Annotated in this window: 21 protein-coding genes; 12 read left to right on the forward strand and 9 right to left on the reverse strand. The window is 68.4% G+C overall.

All coding sequences use genetic code 11. The annotated features are described in order from the left end of the window. Positions 1 to 53: 53 nt before the first annotated feature. Both BM009_RS05370 and BM009_RS05375 read right to left on the reverse strand, forming a co-directional pair. A complete protein-coding gene (locus tag BM009_RS05370) occupies positions 54 to 521 on the reverse strand; it encodes a DUF1203 domain-containing protein (protein ID WP_093294364.1) in 468 nt (155 codons plus the stop codon). 306 nt (positions 522 to 827) lie between these two features. Beyond that, entirely contained in the window at positions 828 to 1,040 is a 213-nt protein-coding gene (locus tag BM009_RS05375; protein ID WP_066720093.1) for a hypothetical protein, read from the reverse strand. Between the two features lie 83 nt (positions 1,041 to 1,123). Here BM009_RS05375 and BM009_RS05380 point away from each other — a divergent pair, with 83 nt between their 5' ends. Both BM009_RS05380 and BM009_RS05385 read left to right on the forward strand, forming a co-directional pair. Beyond that, a complete protein-coding gene (locus BM009_RS05380; RefSeq protein ID WP_139216539.1) occupies positions 1,124 to 1,366 on the forward strand; it encodes a hypothetical protein in 243 nt (80 codons plus the stop codon). Positions 1,367 to 1,434: 68 nt separating this feature from the next. Further along, positions 1,435 to 3,159 (forward strand): DEAD/DEAH box helicase, encoded by a 1,725-nt coding sequence (locus BM009_RS05385; RefSeq protein ID WP_093294367.1) that lies wholly within the window; start codon positions 1,435 to 1,437, stop codon positions 3,157 to 3,159. A gap of 184 nt (positions 3,160 to 3,343) precedes the next feature. Here the strand turns inward: BM009_RS05385 and BM009_RS05390 are convergent, their stop codons facing one another. The 4 genes from BM009_RS05390 to rpiB all read right to left on the reverse strand — a co-directional run bounded on the left by BM009_RS05390 (position 3,344) and on the right by rpiB (position 6,424). Beyond that, positions 3,344 to 4,054, reverse strand: a complete 711-nt coding sequence (locus BM009_RS05390; RefSeq protein WP_302847350.1) for an RNA methyltransferase — start codon at positions 4,052 to 4,054, stop codon at positions 3,344 to 3,346. A gap of 8 nt (positions 4,055 to 4,062) precedes the next feature. Continuing rightward, positions 4,063 to 4,539, reverse strand: a complete 477-nt coding sequence (gene nrdR, locus BM009_RS05395; RefSeq protein ID WP_093294370.1) for a transcriptional regulator NrdR — start codon at positions 4,537 to 4,539, stop codon at positions 4,063 to 4,065. Between the two features lie 128 nt (positions 4,540 to 4,667). Further along, complete coding sequence (gene glyA / locus BM009_RS05400) at positions 4,668 to 5,975, reverse strand: serine hydroxymethyltransferase (RefSeq protein WP_093294371.1); 1,308 nt, start codon at positions 5,973 to 5,975, stop codon at positions 4,668 to 4,670. After that, entirely contained in the window at positions 5,972 to 6,424 is a 453-nt protein-coding gene (rpiB, locus tag BM009_RS05405) for a ribose 5-phosphate isomerase B (protein ID WP_093294373.1), read from the reverse strand. The genes glyA and rpiB overlap by 4 nt, the downstream gene beginning before the upstream one ends. A gap of 53 nt (positions 6,425 to 6,477) precedes the next feature. Here rpiB and BM009_RS05410 point away from each other — a divergent pair, with 53 nt between their 5' ends. Then, positions 6,478 to 6,741, forward strand: coding sequence for a hypothetical protein (locus tag BM009_RS05410; RefSeq protein ID WP_093294375.1), 264 nt, complete (start codon positions 6,478 to 6,480; stop codon positions 6,739 to 6,741). A gap of 148 nt (positions 6,742 to 6,889) precedes the next feature. On the opposite strand, the gene BM009_RS05415 is transcribed toward BM009_RS05410, so the two are convergent. After that, positions 6,890 to 8,098 (reverse strand): ABC transporter permease, encoded by a 1,209-nt coding sequence (locus BM009_RS05415; RefSeq protein ID WP_093294376.1) that lies wholly within the window; start codon positions 8,096 to 8,098, stop codon positions 6,890 to 6,892. Then, positions 8,095 to 9,021: an ABC transporter ATP-binding protein gene (locus tag BM009_RS05420; RefSeq protein ID WP_093294378.1), complete on the reverse strand. Its 927-nt coding sequence runs from the start codon at positions 9,019 to 9,021 to the stop codon at positions 8,095 to 8,097. The genes BM009_RS05415 and BM009_RS05420 overlap by 4 nt, the downstream gene beginning before the upstream one ends. A 42-nt stretch (positions 9,022 to 9,063) precedes the next feature. On the opposite strand from BM009_RS05420, the gene queG reads away from it, so the two are divergent. From queG to aguB, 7 genes are all read left to right on the forward strand, one after another. Next, the gene (gene queG, locus BM009_RS05425; RefSeq protein WP_175487893.1) at positions 9,064 to 10,182 is read left to right on the forward strand and encodes a tRNA epoxyqueuosine(34) reductase QueG; all 1,119 of its coding nucleotides are present in this window, start codon (positions 9,064 to 9,066) and stop codon (positions 10,180 to 10,182) included. A 128-nt stretch (positions 10,183 to 10,310) separates the two neighbouring features. Continuing rightward, on the forward strand, positions 10,311 to 10,571 hold the full coding sequence (locus tag BM009_RS05430; RefSeq protein WP_093294380.1) for a hypothetical protein: 261 nt from the start codon (positions 10,311 to 10,313) through the stop codon (positions 10,569 to 10,571). Between the two features lie 176 nt (positions 10,572 to 10,747). Then, positions 10,748 to 11,362 carry a 30S ribosomal protein S4 gene (gene rpsD / locus BM009_RS05435; RefSeq protein ID WP_066720121.1) on the forward strand — a complete coding sequence of 205 codons (615 nt, stop codon included), beginning with the start codon at positions 10,748 to 10,750 and terminating at the stop codon, positions 11,360 to 11,362. Between the two features lie 107 nt (positions 11,363 to 11,469). Continuing rightward, a complete protein-coding gene (locus tag BM009_RS05440) occupies positions 11,470 to 13,089 on the forward strand; it encodes a M28 family metallopeptidase (protein WP_093294381.1) in 1,620 nt (539 codons plus the stop codon). Positions 13,090 to 13,271: 182 nt separating this feature from the next. After that, a complete protein-coding gene (locus BM009_RS05445) occupies positions 13,272 to 14,249 on the forward strand; it encodes an agmatine deiminase family protein (RefSeq protein WP_093294383.1) in 978 nt (325 codons plus the stop codon). After that, positions 14,246 to 14,596 (forward strand): DUF3147 family protein, encoded by a 351-nt coding sequence (locus tag BM009_RS05450; RefSeq protein ID WP_093294384.1) that lies wholly within the window; start codon positions 14,246 to 14,248, stop codon positions 14,594 to 14,596. Before BM009_RS05445 ends, BM009_RS05450 begins: the two co-directional genes overlap by 4 nt. Positions 14,597 to 14,604: 8 nt before the next feature. Next, a complete protein-coding gene (gene aguB, locus BM009_RS05455; protein ID WP_093294386.1) occupies positions 14,605 to 15,453 on the forward strand; it encodes an N-carbamoylputrescine amidase in 849 nt (282 codons plus the stop codon). Between the two features lie 19 nt (positions 15,454 to 15,472). Here the strand turns inward: aguB and BM009_RS05460 are convergent, their stop codons facing one another. Beyond that, positions 15,473 to 16,732: a DUF418 domain-containing protein gene (locus tag BM009_RS05460; RefSeq protein ID WP_254772146.1), complete on the reverse strand. Its 1,260-nt coding sequence runs from the start codon at positions 16,730 to 16,732 to the stop codon at positions 15,473 to 15,475. Between the two features lie 38 nt (positions 16,733 to 16,770). Between BM009_RS05460 and BM009_RS05465 the strand changes: the two genes are divergently transcribed. Together BM009_RS05465 and BM009_RS05470 are read left to right on the forward strand one after the other, a co-directional pair. Next, positions 16,771 to 18,453, forward strand: coding sequence for a GGDEF domain-containing protein (locus tag BM009_RS05465; RefSeq protein WP_254772147.1), 1,683 nt, complete (start codon positions 16,771 to 16,773; stop codon positions 18,451 to 18,453). A 53-nt stretch (positions 18,454 to 18,506) separates the two neighbouring features. Further along, positions 18,507 to 18,713, forward strand: a complete 207-nt coding sequence (locus BM009_RS05470) for a hypothetical protein (protein WP_093294389.1) — start codon at positions 18,507 to 18,509, stop codon at positions 18,711 to 18,713. The last annotated feature ends 11 nt before the right edge of the window (positions 18,714 to 18,724 follow it).

Raw genomic sequence — 18,724 nt, forward strand, 5'->3', positions numbered from 1 at the left:
AGGATGGAACGCCGCCCACGGGTCTTGGGTCCGGCCTTAGCGCCGCGATGTCATTAGCTTCGCTCAATATGCGCGGCGTAGCAGCCGCGCTTGGCATAATGCGCGTGGAGATAGGCGACGTCGGTGCGTGCAAGGAAGCGGAGGATCAGCGGCTCCAGCGCAGATCCGTCCGCGAGATCGGCATCGACCATCTCGCCCGCCGCATTGAAGGCGCGCAGCGAGATCGGCCGGATGCGGATCGCCTCGGGCAACGCGTCGATCAGGTCGAGCCGGGTTCGCGATTGCTCGCCGAGGAAGATCGCGTGGCTGGCGCGGTACGGCGTGTCGGCCGGCTGGTGCTCGTAGTTGAGCAGCAGTGCCGTCTCGCCGGGTTCGAGATCGCGCACTTCGATGCGGTCGGGAAAGCCGGGCTTTGCATCGACGGTGTAGCGCCGGATGCCCCGCTCGGCCAAGGCTTCGTCGGAAAGCCCTCTGAGGTGCTCGAACGGTGCGGGATCGATGCCTTGAATGCGAAATGCCATGTCGGTCTCCTTGGATGCGGAGAGGCATAGCTGGCGTCGGCGCCTGGAACGTCCCGGCGCCTGCGCTCAAAGTAGCTTCGACGATGTCCGGCTGGTTAGTGTTTCCTCCCCCGCAAGTTATTCTGCGACGCGAGGTTGGAACCGGGGCGCGAACCAGATCCTCCCCTGCAAGGGGAGGTGGCAGGCCGAAGGCCTGACGGAGGGGTATCCCCGCTGGCGAGGGTTCCCGCCATGACCGGCGGGGACACCCCTCCACCGCCCTGCGGGCGGTCCCCCTCCCCCTCCGGGGGAGGATCGATCACAGCCTCAATGCACCGTGCCCAGCACCTTGGGTACGGAGAGCAGCACCACCAGCCGTTCGATCTGGCGCCAGCGGCAGAAATGCACGACATTGCCGAGATCCCGGCTCGCCTCGGCGCGCGCCGCGGCTTCGCCGCAGGCGGCATGGCCGAAGCGCCGAATCAGATCGGCCGCGTCGTGCACTTCGTCCCGATCGCTGAGATAGGGATAGACGTCCATTGCTACTCCAACACATGGGCGAGCCCCCGTGCCCGTGCCGGCCTGATACACCGGTTTCCCTTCCGCTCCGGTGGACGATGCTGGTGAACGATCGGGAAACCATGGCAAAGGCTGGCGCTTCGCGCAGATTCGTGGCAAGGGGCATCATGCAGTCCACCCCTTCGCGCACGCCGATGGCCGGCGGCTTCCTGTTGACGGCGAGCATTCTCGTCGGCGCAGTGGCCGGGGCCCTACGCGGAGAAGCGACGGTGGGGCTGCTGGCCGGGCTGGCAGTGGGGTTCGCCCTCACGCTCGCCGTCTGGCTGATCGATCGCGCGCGAGGTTAGAGGGGCGCGCCTGCAACACTGTATCGGGCTTGCGGTGCGCCGCGCGTAGCCCCAATTTTAGGGTCTCAATGTCTATTTCGAATCTACCGACGCGCCTCGCCGAGGCGCTGGAACAGCGTGGCTATTCCACGCTGACCCCCGTTCAGTCCGCCGTCCTGGAAGACCAGGCCGCGGGCCGCGACCTCATCGTCTCCGCCCAGACGGGCTCGGGCAAGACGGTCGCCTTCGGCCTCGCCATGGCGCCCGAACTGCTCGCCGGCGAAGAGATGCTGCCGCCCGCCGGCGCGCCGCTGGCCCTCATCATCGCGCCGACGCGCGAGCTGGCGCTGCAGGTCAGCCGCGAGCTGATCTGGCTGTACAGCCCGGCCGGTGCGCGCATCGCCACCTGCGTCGGCGGCATGGACGCCTCCAAGGAGCGTCGCACGCTCAACCACGGCGCGCATATCGTCGTCGGCACCCCCGGTCGTCTGCGCGATCACCTGGAGCGCGGCGCGCTCGACCTGTCCAGCCTGCGCGCCGCGGTGCTCGACGAGGCCGACGAGATGCTCGACATGGGCTTCCGCGAGGAGCTCGAAGCGATCCTCGACGCGACGCCCGAAGACCGCCGCACGCTGCTCTTCTCGGCGACGATGCCGCGTCCTATCGTGGCGCTGGCCAAGCGCTACCAGCGCAACGCCTTCCAGATCACGACCAAGAGCGACGATCGCGGGCACGGCGACATCAGCTACCAGGCGGTGACGGTCGCGCCGGCGGATATCGAGCATGTCGTGATCAACCTGCTGCGCCTGCACGAGGCGGAGACGGCGATCCTGTTCTGCGCGACGCGCGACAATGTCCGCCATCTCCATGCCAGCCTGATGGAGCGCGGCTTCGCGGCCGTCGCCCTCTCCGGCGAGCATTCGCAGTCCGAGCGCAACCATGCGCTGCAGGCGCTGCGCGATCGCCGCGCCCGGGTGTGCGTCGCCACCGACGTCGCCGCGCGCGGCATCGATCTGCCGACGCTGACGCTGGTGGTGCACGTGGAGCTTCCGCGCGACGCGGAAACCCTGCAGCACCGCTCGGGCCGTACCGGCCGCGCGGGCAAGAAGGGCACCGCGGTGCTGATCGTCCCCTATCCGCGCCGCCGCCGCGTCGAGCAGATGCTGCAGGGCGCGCGCATTCCGGCGGTGTGGATCGAGGCGCCGACCCCCGAGCAGATCCGCGCCGCGGATCGCGAGCGGCTGATCGCCGCCTTGCTCCAGCCGATCGAGACCGACGAGGAAGACGTCGCACTCGCCGAGCGCCTGCTCGCCGAGAAGACCCCGGCCGAGATCGCCGCCGCGCTGGTCCGCGCGCACCGCTCGCAGCTGCCCGAGCCGGAAGAGCTGATCGAGGCAACGCCGGAAGCACGCCGCGCCGCGCAGCAGGAGCGGCATCGCCCCGGCTTCGACGACACGGTGTGGTTCCGCATGGATATCGGCCGTCGCCAGAATGCCGATCCGCGCTGGATCCTGCCGCTGATCTGCCGCCGCGGCCACATCACCCGCAACGAAGTTGGCGCGATCCGCATCGCGGCGAACGAGACGCACTTCCAGATCCCGGCCCCGCTGGCGGCGAAATTCGCGGCTTCGGTCGACAAGTTCGCGCGCACGGCGGGCGACGACGATGACGGCATCCGCATCGAGCGGGCGACCGATGCGCCGCAGCCGGGCGCGCGTGCCGATGGCCCGGTGCGGCGTGGACCGCCGGCGAATCGCAGCAACGCCAACGGCAAGCCCGGCGGCTTCCGCAAGGGCCCGCCGCGCGGGCGTTGAAGATGTGACGCGCCCCCTTCCGATGGGGGGCGCTCATCCTCATAAAATGCCGTCGTCATCCCCGCGAAGGTGGGGATCCATTGGCGCTGAGGCCGAGGTTCTTTCCTCGAACGCACAGGCGAATGGATTCCCGCCTTCGCGGGAATGACGGCTATGGGTTAAACGCGCGCCGCAATCGGCCCGCCTACTCCGCCCGGTGGCGCTTCCGGCCATCCAGCGCGGACAGCACCCCGCGCAGCGTGCGCAGTTCCTGGCTCGACCAGCGCGGCTTGGTCAGCAGCGTGCGCAGCGTGCGCTTGGTCGAGGGCACCCGGGCCGGGGGGAAGAAATAGCCCGAGTCTTCGAGCATCGCGTCGAGCTGGCCGATCATCCCGTCCAGCTCCTCCTGCGACGCCGGCGGGTCGAGATCGACCGCGGGCGGGCTCTCCAGCCCGACATGCTTCGACCATTCATACGCCACCAGGATCACCGCCTGGGCCAGGTTCAGCGAGCCGAACTCGGGATTGATCGGCACGGTGATGATCGTGCGGGCCAGCGCCACATCATCGGTCTCCAGCCCGGAGCGTTCGGGCCCGAACAGGATCGCGCTGCGGGTGGGCGCACCGTGGATCTCGCGCGCGGCGACTTCGGGCGTCACCACCGGCTTGGTCACGCCGCGCTTGCGCACCGTGGTGGCATAGACATGCGTGCAATCCGCGACCGCATCGGCGACGCTCTCGAACACCTGTGCCTTTTCGAGCACGATGTCGGCGCCGCTCGCCGCAGGCCCCGCCGAGGGGTTCGGCCAGCCGTCCCGGGGGCTCACCAGCCGCATCTCGGTCAGCCCGAAGTTGAGCATGGCGCGCGCGGCCTTGCCGATATTCTCGCCCAGCTGCGGGCGGACGAGCACGATCACGGGGGAATTCAACTTTTGCCGACCTCGCTGACGTTACCGGCGAATTCCTCGAAGTCCTTCGCCTCGCGGAAATCCTTATACACGCTGGCGAAACGGATATAGGCCACCGAATCGAGGCCCTTGAGCGCCTCCATCACCAGCGCGCCGATCCGCTGGGAGGGGATTTCGCTCTCGCCCGTCGTCTCCAATTGCCGCTGGATGCCGGAGACCAGCCGCTCGATCTGGGCGGGCTGGATCGGCCGCTTGCGGCACGCGGTGGAGACCGAGCGCATCAGCTTCTCGCGCTCGAACGGCTCGCGCCGCCCCTCGATGCCGTTGGCGCCGCTCTTCACGACGGTCAGGTCGCGCAGCTGGATGCGCTCGAAGGTGGTGAAGCGCGCGCCGCACGCCTCGCATTGCCGGCGCCTGCGGATCGCCGCCCCGTCGTCGGTGGGGCGGCTATCCTTTACCTGGCTGGCTTCATTGGAACAGAAGGGGCAGCGCATCTCAGTCCGCCTGAGGGTTGGTCACCCTCACCCTTCCCACTTGGCTGCGCCGAGCGGGCCCCTTCCCTCTCCCATTGGGAGAGGGAGGGAGCGCCGAAGGCGCGGAAGGGTGAGGGTGAGCAGCCAGCTTAGCCGCCGTAGATCGGGAAGCGTTCGCACAGCGCGCGGACGCGGGCCTTCACATCGGCCTCGACCGCGGCGTCGCCCGCCTCGCCCTTGGTGCGCAGCCCCTCGAGCACATCCGCGACCATGTTGCCGATCTCGCGGAACTCGGCCGGGCCGAAGCCGCGGGTGGTGCCCGCCGGCGAGCCGACGCGGATGCCGCTGGTCTTCATCGGCGGCAGCGGATCGTTGGGGATGCCGTTCTTGTTGCAGGTGATCGCCGCGCGCTCCAGCGCCTCGTCGGCGTCCTTGCCGGTCACGCCCAGCGGGGTGAGGTCGACCAGCGCGAGGTGCGTGTCGGTGCCGCCCGAGACGAGGTTCGCACCGCGCTCCTTCAGCGTCGCCGCCAGCACCTTGGCGTTCTCGACGACGGCCGCGGCATAGCTCTTGAACTCGGGCTGCAGCGCCTCGCCGAACGCGACCGCCTTGGCGGCGATCACGTGCATCAGCGGGCCGCCCTGCAGGCCCGGGAACACCGCCGAGTTGATCTTCTTGGCGATCGCCTCGTCATTGGTCAGGATCATCCCGCCGCGCGGCCCACGCAGCGTCTTGTGCGTGGTGGTGGTGACGACATGGGCATGGCCGAACGGCGTCGGGTGCACGCCGCCGGCGACCAGGCCGGCGAAGTGCGCCATGTCGACCATGAACATCGCGCCGACCTCGTCCGCGATCGCGCGGAAGCGGGCGAAATCGATGTGGCGCGGATAGGCCGAGCCACCGGTGATGATCAGCTTGGGCTTGTGCTCGCGGGCGAGCGCGGCGACCTGGTCATAGTCGATCAGGTGATCGTCGGGGCGGACGCCATACTGGACCGCGTTGAACCACTTGCCGCTCATCGCCGCGCGGGCGCCGTGGGTCAGGTGGCCGCCGGCATCGAGGCTGAGGCCGAGGATGGTGTCGCCCGGCTTGGTCAGCGCGAGCATCACCGCGCCGTTCGCCTGCGCGCCGGAGTGCGGCTGGACGTTGGCGAAGTCGCAGCCGAACAGCTGCTTGGCGCGATCGATCGCCAGCTGCTCCACCTCGTCCGACGGGTGGCAGCCCTGATAATAGCGCTTGCCCGGATAGCCCTCGGCGTACTTGTTGGTGAATACCGAGCCCTGCGCCTCGAGCACCGCCTTGGAGACGATGTTCTCGCTGGCGATCAGCTCGATCTGATACTGTTCGCGGGCGAGCTCGTGCTCGACGCCGGCGAACACCGCCGGATCGACTTCGCTCAGGGTTTTGGTGAAGAAGCCATCCGGCTGAAGGCCTGCCGTAACGGGGTTGGTGCTCATGCGGGGCTCCTTTCGGGGTTGCTCAGCTTCTCCACGCGGCGGACGTGCCGATCGCCGAGGAAAGCCGTTTCGAGAAACTGGGTGACGCACGCCTTGGCCATCTCGATGCCGATCATCCGGGCGCCGAGGGCGATGACATTGGCATCGTTATGCTCGCGCGCAAGGCCGGCGGAGAGCGGCTCGGAGACAAGCGCGCAGCGGGCGGCGGGGTTGCGGTTGACCGCGATCGAGATGCCGATGCCCGATCCGCACAGCGCGATGCCGAAGGCCGCCTCGCCGGTCTCGATCGCCTTGCCGAGCCGGTAGCCATAGTCGGGATAGTCGACGCTCTCGGGTCCGTTGGTGCCCAGATCGAGCACGTCATGGCCGGAACCGCGCAACCAATCGGCGAGTTCTGCCTTCATTCCGTAAGCGGCGTGATCCGAGGCGAGGGCGATGCGATGTGACATGGCGCGCCCTCTACGCGCGTGTGCGCCCGCTGGCTAGACACCCAGGAGACCATATGCCGAAGACTCTGTCCGTCCTGCTTCCCGCGCTGGCACTCGGCCTCGCCGCCTGCTCGCCGAGCACCGAAGACCGGGTCGACAACTCGCTCGACCGCACCGGTGATTCGCTCGCCAACGCGGCGGACCGGCTGGGCGATCGGATCGAGAACCGTGCCGATGCCGCCGGTCGCGCGATCCGTGACGGCGCCGACGATACCGGCGATGCGCTGGCCAACGGCGTGGATCGGACGGGCAACGCGATCGACGACGCAGCGCAATGATCAAAAGCCCCCTCCCGCCTGCGGGAGGGGGTTGGGGGAGGGTGAGAGAGGGAAGCAGGCGATGCCGGCGCAGATAGAACCTCCACGTCGCACCCTCCCCTAACCCCTCCCGCAAGCGGGAGGGGGACAAGAGCGGCCAAGGATTACGCTACGCCACCGCCTTCTTCCCCCGCTTCGGGCTCCCCGACTTCAACACCCCGCGCCGGAACAGCCGCGCCGCGATGGTCAGCGTGATCGCCACCCACAGCGACTGCCAGGCGAAGGCGAGCGCATGCGGCCAGAGCTCCGGCGCGTTCGCCGCCCGCGCCGCCATCGCCATGGGCGAGCTGAACGGCACGATCTCCGCCGCGATCGCCACCCAGCTCTCGGGATTGCCCGCCGCGTAGGAGGCCATCCCGAACATTGCGAACTGGAAGATGGTGATCGGCAGCGACAGCATCTGGATCTCGCGCTGGGTGGAGGCGAGCGAGCCCACGCCCAGAAACACCGCGCTCTGCAGCAGATAGGCCATCACGAAATAGCCGATCAGCAGCAACGGGAAGATCGGCCCCACCGCGACGCTCAGGTCGCCGAGCGCCCCCGCCATGCCCGCGGGCATCAGCTTGGGCAGGTTCGCGACCAGCGTGCCCCAGAAGGCGACGAACAGTAGCGCCGAGCCGAACGCGCCGAGCAGCTTGCCGAAGAACACGCTTTCCAGCGGCACCGCGGCGGCGAGGATCTCGATCACCTTGTTCGAGCGCTCCTCGGCCATCGCGCCGACGGCCTGGCCCGAGAGCATCAGCGTCACCAGGAAGATCGCGAAGGTGGAGAAATAGGCCGCCTGCCCACGCCCGCTGACCGTCGGCGCCTGCACGGCGATGGTCTCGAAGCGCGCGGTGCTGCGGACGCCGGGGGCGTGTTCGGCGCGCAACGTCTGGGTGGCGAGCGCGGCGAGATAGCGCCCTTCCGCCTCGGCACCGGCGCGGCGCAGCACCGTCGGATGATCGAGCGGGCCGTACAGGACGGCCGCAACCTCGATCGCGTCGGAGTTGAACAGCGCCCGTGCCTGTCGCGCCGCATCGCCCTGCGGCGCTTCCAGCTGCAGCCTGGGCCGCGCGGAATCGCGGCTGAACACGCTGCGCAGTTCGCGGTCGGCGGCGCGCACGCCGTCCTGCTGGCCGACCGGCGCGATCGCCACGAGGACCTGGCGGGCCTCACCGGCCGCACCCGCCGCCTGGCCGCTGAGGCCGCCGATGATGCCGAAGCCGATCATCAGGAGCGGGCTCAGCAGGAAGAGCAGGAAGGTCGGCGTCATCACCGTCGCGGTGAGATCGCGCCGCGCGATGGTCAGTGCGTGGCGGAGGAAGCGCGGCATCATGCGATCGTCTCCGGCTGGTCGGCCAGCGCCTCGGCACCGACGATGCGAACGAAGGCGTCGTGCAACCCCGGCCGCTCGATCGAAAGTCCCGAGATGCCGTGCCCGGCGTCGATCAGCCGGACGAGCAGTGCCTCGATGCCGCCGTCGGGCACGGTGAAGCGCCAGCTGCCGCCCTCACGCACCGCATCGGCCGGCAGCATCGCCCCGATCGCGTCGGCATCGTGGTGCGGCGTGTAGCGCGCCCGCAGCGGCAGCAGGGCGCGCGCCTCGTCCACCGTCCCCTCGAACCGCACCTTGCCGCCGGCGATCACCGAGATACGCTCGCACAGCCGCTCGGCATGCGCCATCACATGGGTGGAGAAGAGGATCGTGGCACCGCGATCGCGCTGGCCGCGGATCAGCAGCTCCAGCCGCTCCTGGTTCACGGGGTCCAGCCCCGAAAAGGGTTCGTCGAGCACCAGCAAGTCGGGTTCGTGCACCACCGATCCGAGCAGTTGCACCAGCTGCGCCATGCCCTTGGAGAGCTTGCGGATCTTGTCGTCGGCTGCGTGGCCCAGCCCCGCACCTTCGAGCAACTCCCCTGCCCGTTTGCGCCCGGTCGCCCAGGGTAGGCCACGCAGCGCACCCATGAAGGCGATCGCCTCGCGACATTTCATGTTGGGGTAGAGCCCGCGCTCCTCGGGCAGATAGCCGACCTGGTCGCTCCGGTCGCGCGGATGGCGGCTGCCGAGCAAGGTGCGCTCGCCTTCGTCCGGCTCGATGATGCCGAGCAGCATGCGCAGCGTGGTGGTCTTGCCCGCGCCGTTGGGGCCGAGCACCCCATAGATCAGCCCCTTGGGCACCGCGATGCCGACGCCGTCGACGGCACGCCGGTCGCCGAAGCGCTTGACCAGCCCGGAGGCACTGACGGCGAGTTGCTGCAACGATGCCTCCCCCTAGCAATCCCAACGTGGTAGCGGGTGCGCGTGCGACAAGACAAGTCCATCGAAGAACGGCTGAAGGCGAAGGCGGCGGAGATCGGCTTCGCGGCCTGCGGCGTCGCGCATGCCGATGCGGCGCCGCGCACCGCCGAACGACTCCGCCAATGGCTGGACGACGGCGCGCATGGCGACATGCTGTGGATGGAGGAACGCGCCGAGCAGCGCGGCAGCCCCAGGGGACTTTGGCCCGAGGTGCGCTCCGTGATCGCGCTCGGCATGAGCTACGCCCCCGCCACCGATCCGCTGGCACTGGCGAACGAAGGCGAAGTCGGCCGCATCTCGGTCTACGCGCAGGGTGCGGACTATCACGACGTGATCAAGCGCCGGCTGAAGGAGTTGGCCCGCTGGCTGGTCGCCGAGGCGCCGGGCGCGGACGTGAAGGTGTTCGTCGATACCGCGCCGGTGATGGAAAAGCCGCTGTCCGAAGCGGCCGGGCTCGGCTGGCAGGGCAAGCATACCAATCTGGTCAGCCGCAGCCATGGCAGCTGGCTGTTCCTCGGCGCGATCTACACCACACTCGACCTGTCATCGGATGGCCCGAGCGGCGGCGGCTGCGGCAGCTGCAACGCCTGCCAAACCGCCTGCCCCACTAACGCCTTCCCCGCTCCCTATCGCATCGATGCGCGCCGGTGCATCTCCTACCTCACCATCGAGAACAAAGGCCCGATCCCACGCAAATTGCGCGCAGGGATCGGCAACCGCATCTATGGCTGCGACGACTGCCTGGCGGTGTGCCCGTGGAACAAGTTCGCCGCCGCCGCGCAGGCGAACCTGGCCTTTCATCCGCGGGCCGAGCTGACTGTCCCCTACCTCGCCGATCTGCTGGCGCTCGACGATGCCAGCTTCCGCGCGGTCTTCGCCGGCTCCCCGATCAAGCGGATCGGCCGCGACCGGATGGTGCGCAACTGCCTGATCGCGGCGGGCAACAGCGGCAGCGCGCGGCTGGTGGCACCGGTCACGGCGCTGCTCGACGATCCCGACCCCGTAGTGCGAGGGGCGGCCATTTGGGCGCTTCGGCAACTGGCGCCCGTACGGTGGAAGGAAGAGCGCACGGCGCGGGCGAGCGCGGAGCCAGATCCTCTCGCACGTGCGGAATGGCAGTAACGCGGCAAACCGCGATCGCTGATCGAAAGGATGCGCAGGATAAGCCTATGGTGACTTCCTCGTAATTTCTCTGTTTTCGCAGGTGCGGAATCGCGATATTTCGCCCCTTCCACTGGGGGAGACTCGTTATGCGTTTGATTCATGCCTTCGCGTGCTGCCTGATCGCTTCGCCGGCGCTTGCCGCGCAGACGGCGCCGGCACCTGCCGCGGCCGCGCCGGCGGTCGAAAAGCCGGTTTGCCGCCGCGTGCCTGTCACCGGTTCCAACATGGGGAAGCGGGAATGCCACACCCGCGAGGAATGGCGCGCGCTGCAAGGCCGCGAAGATCCTGCCGCCGTCCGCGCCTTGCAGAATCGCTCGCTCGCGATCGAGGGCAGCAAGAACAGCTGAATGCTTGACTCCGCCGGCCTGCCCCGCTAGGCGCGCCGCTTCGCAATTGGCCCCGCACCCCCGGTGAAGCGGTGGCCCTGCGCTTTTCCCGCAAGAGAAGCACAGGCGAAACCGGGATCGCGATCAGGACGGCTTGCCGCCCGGGTCAACGTCACAGCAATTGGTAAGGAATTGACATGTCGAAGCGCTCCAGCGCCAAGCACAAGCTCGATCGCCGCATGGGCGAAAACATCTGGGGTCGTCCGAAGTCCCCGGTGAACAAGCGCGAATACGGTCCGGGCCAGCACGGTCAGCGCCGCAAGGGCAAGATGTCGGACTTCGGCATCCAGCTGCGCGCCAAGCAGAAGCTCAAGGGCTATTACGGCGACATCACCGAGAAGCAGTTCAAGCGCTCGTACGAAGACGCTTCGAAGATGAAGGGCGACACCGGTCAGAACCTGATCGGCCTGCTCGAGCAGCGCCTCGACATGATCGTCTATCGCGCCAAGTTCGCGCCGACGATCTTCGCGGCCCGCCAGCTGGTCAACCACGGCCATGTCCGCGTCGACGGCGAGAAGTGCAACATCGGTTCGCGCCGCATCAAGCCGGGCCAGGAAATCAGCCTGAGCGGCAAGGCGCAGGAAATGGCGCTGGTCATGGAAGCGCAGAGCCTCGCCGAGCGTGACATCCCCGACTATGTCGCGCCGGACGGTGCGGCAAAGGTCACCTTCACCCGCGTGCCGACGCTCGACGAAGTGCCGTACCCGGTGAAGATGGAACCGAACCTGGTCGTCGAGTTCTACTCGCGCTAATTCGGCTTCCTTCGGGAAACGAGGAACGGGGCGGTCCTTCGGGGCCGCCCTTTTTCGTTGTGCGGACCGGCGGGAGTCCGCAGAACAGGCGCACCAGGAGGAATTCCATGCGCTTTTCGTTGCTTGCCCTTGCCCTGCTCTCGACCACTGCCGCCGCCCAGGCGCAGACCGCTGCCCCCGCCCTGTCGCTCGACACGCTGAAGACCGTGACGCAAACGCTGTCGTCCGACGCGTTCGAGGGGCGCAAGCCGACCACGGCGGGCGAGGACAAGACGATCGCCTATCTGATCGAGCGCTTCCAGAAGGCGGGGCTCAAGCCCGGCAACAAGGGCCAGTGGGTGCAGGATGTGCCGCTGGTCGAACTCAGCGTGCAGGCGCCCAGCAAGCTCGCCTTCACCGGCGGCAAGACGCCGGTGTCGCTCGCCTATGGCAGCGAGGCGGTGTTCTCCACCTACCGCGTCACCCCGAAGATCGACCTCAAGGACAGCGAGGTCGTGTTCGTCGGCTACGGCATCAACGCGCCCGAGCGCGGCTGGAACGACTATGCCGGGCTCGACGTGAAGGGGAAGACGGTCGTCATCCTGATCAACGATCCCGACTGGCAGACGATGACGCTGGACGGTCCGTTCGGCGGCCGGGCGATGACCTATTATGGCCGCTGGACGTACAAGTATGAGGAAGCAGCGCGCCAGGGTGCGGCGGGCGCGATCATCATCCACGATACCGAGCCGGCCGCCTATGGCTGGGGCGTGGTCGAAAGCAGCTGGGGCGGCCCCAAGCTCGAGCAGGACACGCCGGGCGACCATGCGGACCAGTCGCAGCTGATCGGCTGGATCCAGCAGGATTCGGCGAAGGCGCTGTTCGCCAGCGCGGGCAAGGATTATGCCGCGCTGGTCGAGGCGGCCAAGCACAAGGGCTTCAAGGCGGTGCCGCTGGGGGTGAAGGCATCGGCCAGCTTCGGCGTGGGGATCAAGCGCCAGGCCTCGAAGAACGTCGTCGGCATCCTGCCCGGCACCGCGAAGCCGGACGAGGTGGTGCTGTTCTCAGCGCATTGGGACCATCTCGGTCACTGCAAGCCGGTGAATGGCGACGACATCTGCAACGGCGCGGTCGACAATGCCACCGGCACCGCCGGGCTGGTCGCGCTGGCCGAGGCAAATGCCAAGGCAGGGCCGGCCAAGCGCAGCATGGTATTCCTGGCGGTGACCGCCGAGGAACAGGGGCTGATCGGCTCGCAATATTATGCCGAGCATCCGGTCTATCCGCTCGCCAAGACCGTCGGCGGCGTGAACATGGACGGGCTCAACATCCACGGCAAGGCGAAGGACTTCGTGCTGGTCGGCGCCGGCAAGTCCGAGCTGGAAAAGATGGTCAAGCCGCTGGTCGCCGCCGAGGGCCGGGTGATCGGCGTGGAGTCGACCCCCGAAAAGGGCAGCTATTACCGCTCGGACCATTTCAGCTTCGCCAAGCTCGGCGTGCCGATGCTCTATGGCGAGAGCGGTGACGATCTGGTCGTCGGGGGCAAGGCGGCGGAGGACTATACCGACCAGCGCTACCACAAGCCCCAGGACGAATATGATCCCAACTGGAACTGGGACGGCGCGCTGTCGGACCTGCGGATCTATTACGGCCTGGGCCGCGAACTGGCCGAGGGCAGCAGCTGGCCCAACTGGTTCAAGGACGCCGAATTCCGCAGCATCCGCGACAAGGCGCGGGCGGGGCAGTAACCCCCGCCTCCCTGACCCTCACCTCGTCATTCCCGCGAAGGCGGAAATCCATTTGCCAGGACGGCGCGGCGCCTGCTGCGAACGCACAGGCCAATGGATCCCGGCCTTCGCGGGGATGACGGCCGGGGGTTGGAGGACGCCCGGCCTTTCCCCTGTCACGCTACAGGGCTAAAGGCCGCGCCATGACTCGTACCCCTCCCCCCGAATGGGCGCCGCACGACGCGGTTTGGATCGGCTTTCCCAGCCATGGCGACCTCTGGGTCGAAGACCTGGAGCCCGCCCGCGAAGAAGTGATCGCCTTTGCCCGCGCGGTGCATGCCGAAGGCCGCGGCGAGCGCGTGATCCTGGTTGCCGCCGATGACGCCGCCGCAGACGTCGCCCGCGCCATGGCCGGCGACGCCGCCGAGGTGGTGACCGAGCTGTTCGGCGACATCTGGCTGCGCGACACCGCCGGCATCGTCACCGGCGACGGCGTCGCGCAGGATTTCGGCTTCAACGGCTGGGGCGGCAAGTACGACCTGGAAGGCGACGACACGATCGGCGCCCGCCTCGCCGCGCATCGCAAGCTTGCGACCGCCAAGCATGGCTGGATCCTCGAAGGTGGCGCGATCGACGGCGACGGCACCGGGCTGTGCGTCACCACCGAGCAGTGCCTGCTCAACCCCAACCGCAACCCGGACCTCGACCGTGCCGCGATCGAGGCGAAGCTGGCGGCGGACCTCGGCTACACTCGCGTGCTCTGGCTGGGAGACGGCCTCGCCAACGACCACACCGACGGCCATGTCGACAATCTCGCCCGCTTCGTCGGCCCCAACCGGCTGCTGATCCCGACCCCGGCCCAGGACGATCCCAACGCCGCCATCTATGCCGATGCGGTCGCCCGCGCCGAGGCATTCGGCGTGGACGTCGTGCGGATGCCCTCCCCCGGCGCGGTGCTGGACGAGGACGGCGAGGTGATCCCGGCGAGCTACATGAACTTCTACATCGGCAATGCCGCCGTGGTGGTGCCGCTCTACGGCCAGCCGAACGATGGGGCCGCGATCGAGACGCTGCAGGGCCTTTTCCCCGGCCGCGCGATCGTCGGCCAGCGGGCGGACCATATCCTCACCGGCGGGGGCAGCTTCCACTGCATCTCGCAGCAGATCCCGACGATCGGATGACCGCCTTCGCCGTCCGCGCGCTGCTCTCCGGGCTGATCGTCGCCGTGGTGGCGATGATCGCCCGGCGCAGTCCCGCGTTCGGCGCGCTGGTCGCGTCGCTGCCGCTGATCTCGTTGCTCGGGGTGGTGTGGCTGTGGCGCGACACGCAGGATCCGGTGCGCGTCGCGGACCATCTCCAGGCGACCTTCTGGTATGTGCTGCCCTCGCTCCCCATGTTCCTGCTCGTGCCGGCGCTCATGCGATCCGGGGTCGGCTTCACGCCCGCCCTGCTCGCGGGCATCGGGCTCACGATCCTGTTGTATTTCCTGACCGCCGCGGCGCTCGCCCGGTTCGGCATCACGCTCTGAGGACCGTCATGACTGAGATTACCGTCGGCGCGCTGCAGCTCGCCTTCTCGAACGATATCGACGCGAACATCGCGCGCGTGACCGAACTGGTCCGCGAGGCCGCCGGCCGCGGCGCGCAGGTGGTGCTGCCGCCCGAATTGTTCGAGGGCGAATATTTCTGTCGGGTCGAGGACGAGGGCCTGTTCGCCACGGCCAAGCCGGTGACCGAGCACAAGGCGGTGCTGGCGATGCAGGCGCTCGCCGCCGAGCTGGCCATCCACATTCCCACCAGCTTCTTCGAAGCCGATGGGCCGCATCACTATAACAGCCTCGCGATGATCGGCCCCGACGGCAAGGTCTCCGGCGTCTATCGCAAGAGCCACATCCCCGACGGCCCGGGCTATGAGGAGAAGTTCTACTTCCGTCCCGGCAACACCGGCTTCAAGGTGTGGGACGGCCCCGGCGCCAAGCTGGGCGTGGGCGTGTGCTGGGACCAATGGTATCCGGAAACCGCGCGCGCGATGATGCTGATGGGCGCGGAAGTGCTGTTCTATCCCACCGCGATCGGCAGCGAGCCGCATGACGACAGCCTCGACACCGCCCGTCTGTGGCGCCGCGCGATGGTCGGCCATGCGGTCTCCAACGTCGTGCCGGTGATCGCCGCCAACCGCGTCGGCACCGAACATGGCCAGACCTTCTACGGCACCAGCTTCATTACCGACGAGCGCGGCGACATCCTCGCCGAGCTGGACCGCGCGGAAGAGGGCGTGATCACCGCGACGCTCGACCTCGACCGGGTGAAGCGCCACCGCGCCGCCTTCGGCTTCTTCCGCGATCGCCGTCCGGAGCTGTACGGCCGGCTCGTCCAGGACATCTGAGCGAAGCGACCCCGGCGCGTCAGCCGCGCGCCGGGGTCTTGCGGCGGAAGGGCACGTCGCGCCGCAGATAGGTCAGCGCGCGCCACACCCATTCGATCGGGCCGTACTGGAAGCGCGCCAGCCACCAATGCGCGACGACGATCTGCACCGCGACGGCGAACAGCGCGACCCATAGCCGCGTCGCCGCGTCCCAGTCGTCATATTTGCCCAGGCCGTAATGGTAGAAGATCGGCACGAAGACTGCCGATTGCAGGATGTAGTAGGTCAGCGTCAGCCGCCCCGGCGCGGCGAGCGGCTGCACCAGCCGGCGGGCGGGACCGTCGTACAGCGCGATCACCAGCAGCGCCCAGAAGGCGGTGCCGGCAAGGTCCAGCCACATGTTGAGCAGCGCCCAGAAGGCACGATCGGCGCCGAGCCCGAAGCCGAGACCCGAGAAGGAAACGCGCAGCGGCTCGCGGGTGAGGAAGAGCAGCATCGCGAGCAGTCCCGCGCCGAGCAGGGCGGGTCGGCGCCAGCGGCGGCTCTTGGCCAGATTGCCGAAGAAATCGGTTCGGCCCAGCACCAACCCGAGCAGATAGAGGCCGAGGATCTGCACCATCCGGCCATATTCGAGGAAGAACCAGTATTTGGATTGCTGCCCGGCCCACAGGTTCACCCGCAGCACCTGCCACAGGTCGCCGCCCAGATAGACCGGCATGCCCGGATCGACCGAGGATTGCGCCGGGGCATTGGCCCAGCCTGCGCCGAGCGCGCCGGCGACCAGTTGCACGATCAGGCTGGGGCCGATCAGGCAGAACACCGCACCACCCAGCAGCACCGCATTGCTGCGGATCCGGTTGAAGAACAGCAGCAGGAAGCCGATCGCCGCCAGCGTCTGCATGATGTCGCCGCGATAGATCAGCGAGTGGAGGAAACCGATGCCTTCCAGCAGCAGCAGCCGCCAGGCGAAGCGCGCGGTGAAGTCCTGCCCCCGCTTGGCGGCGCGATCCATCAGGATGAAGAAGCTGAACCCGAAGCATAGGGCCAGCAGCGAGAAGCTCTTCCCCATGAACAGCGCGAAGACGATGTCGGTGATCAGGCCGGGCTTTTCGACCGCCCAGAACAGCTCGTAACTTTCGATGACATGGACGAGGAACAGCGCCATCAGCGCGAAGCCGCGCAGCACGTCGACAACGTCCAGACGACCGGCAGGCGCAGCGGCTGCGCCGCCCGATCCTGGTTCCGCAGATTTGTTGCGAGGCGCTCCGGCAGTGTCAGCAGTGCCCGGCATCGGCCTCATTTACGTCTTCTTTGTCCGACAGGCGTAGCCACGCCATCATGGTTAGCGCCCTATCCCGCCGGCTGCTCTGCATCGCGCTCGTCGCGGTGCTCGCGTGCATCGTGCCCCCGGCACATGCCCAAGCGGGCGTTGCCGGTCAACCGCTTGGCGTGTGCCTGCTGGCGGACAAGGGGCAGCGGGAAGACGAACTGATCCGGCACCCGGAACGGTTCGACTGTACGACGCCGCAGCATCGATTCGGTTCCGGCGATTTCTGGGCGATATCGGACACGATCGACCGCCGCTCGACCTTCGCGACCCCGCTTGCCCTGCGCTTCGCCAGCCTGTGGCAGGCGCAACAGACGATCCACTTCCTCTATGCGGACGGCGCCGTCCGCAGCTGGCAGAGCGACCGGCGCGGCATCAGCCCGCTGATCCAGCTGGGCGCGGTGGCGGAACTGCCCGTGCCGGTCCGCGATCCCGCGCTGGTGCGCGTGCTGTTCCATGTCGAGGGCGCCGCCAATCTGCGCGGCGTCGCCACAGGGCTGCGCATCGCCACCCACGACGAGAGTGAACACGCCAACCTCGTCCTCGCCGGGCTCTACGCCGCCTTCGCCGGGATGGCGGCCGCGCTGATCGTGTACAATCTCGCGCTGTGGTGCGCGATGCGGCACCGCTTCCAGCTCCATTACTGCCTGCTGCTGGGTGCGCTGCTCGGCTATACCTTCACCTCCTCGGGGGCGCTCGCCTGGGTGGCGCCGATGCTTGCGAACAACGACCGGTTGCGGCTCAACTATCTGTTCATCGGCCTCGCGGGCGGGGCGGCGGCGCTGTTCACCCGCAGCTTCTTCGAGGACCAGCCGATGCCGCGCTGGCTCGATCGCGCCAGTCGGATCGCCGCGATGGCGGTGCCGCTCTCGGCGCTGGCGGTCGCGCTGCTCGGTGCCGTGCAGCTGCGCGTCGCCGACCTGCTCTACACCCTCGCCTTTGCCGGGCTGCTGGCGATCGTGGTGCCCACCTTGTGGGGCGCGTGGCGCCAGCGCTCCCATTTCCTCTGGCTGTTCGCGGTCGCCTGGAGCGCGCCGATCCTGCTCGCCGCGGTGCGGATCGCCGCCGCGCTGCACTTCCTCCCCTGGAACTTCTGGATCGACAACTCGACCATCCTGTCGATGGGACTGGAGGCGCTGGTCTCCTCGCTGGCGGTGGCCTACCGGATCAAGTTCCTGCGCGACGAGCGCGACGCCGCGATCACCCGCGAGGTAATCGCGCGCAAGTTGGCGGACATCGATCCGCTCACCGGCCTGCTCAACCGCCGTGCCTTCCTGCAGCGTGCGATCGGCCGCGAGGAGGCGCAACAGCTGCTGCTCGTTGACATCGATCACTTCAAGCGCGTCAACGAGACGCTAGGGCATGACGGCGGCGACGAGGTGCTGCGCCTGTTCGCCGCCGCGCTGCGCCACGCCGCGCCCGAGCCGGTGCTGATCGCGCGGATGGGCGGCGAGGAGTTCGCGCTGCTCACCCCCGCCGTCCAGCGGATCGAGCCCGAGGCGCTGCTCGCCAGCCTGCGCCGGATCCGGATGCCGTTCGACATGACGATCACCTCCAGCATCGGCAGCTGCACCGGCATGCTCGCGACCGATCTCGACTGGAAGGCGCTGTATCGCTGCGCCGACTCCGCGCTGTTCGAGGCCAAGGCCGCCGGTCGCGACCGCGCCCGCGCGCTGCGACTCGACGCGGCCTGAGCTTGCCTGCGCCGGCAGGCACGTGTACCGTAGCGGCAGGGAGAATGGGGACGATGCCGCGTCGCAAGCGCCTGTTGCTGGTTGCCGGAGCTGTCGCGCTGGTCGTCGCCATCGCGCGCCCGTCGCCCCCGCGTGCCGATTTCGAGCTGCTGATGCACCGCGTCGGCGACACCGCGCCCCAGCAGGTCCATGCAGCGGTCGATCTCGGCGTGCTCGCCATCTCGGTGCTGGTCACCTGGAGCGGCGGTATCGCGCACTGAGGCGCGGAACC

Origin of the sequence: Sphingomonas sp. NFR04 (genome assembly GCF_900114095.1) — a bacterium.
Taxonomy (GTDB): Bacteria; Pseudomonadota; Alphaproteobacteria; order Sphingomonadales; family Sphingomonadaceae; genus Sphingomonas.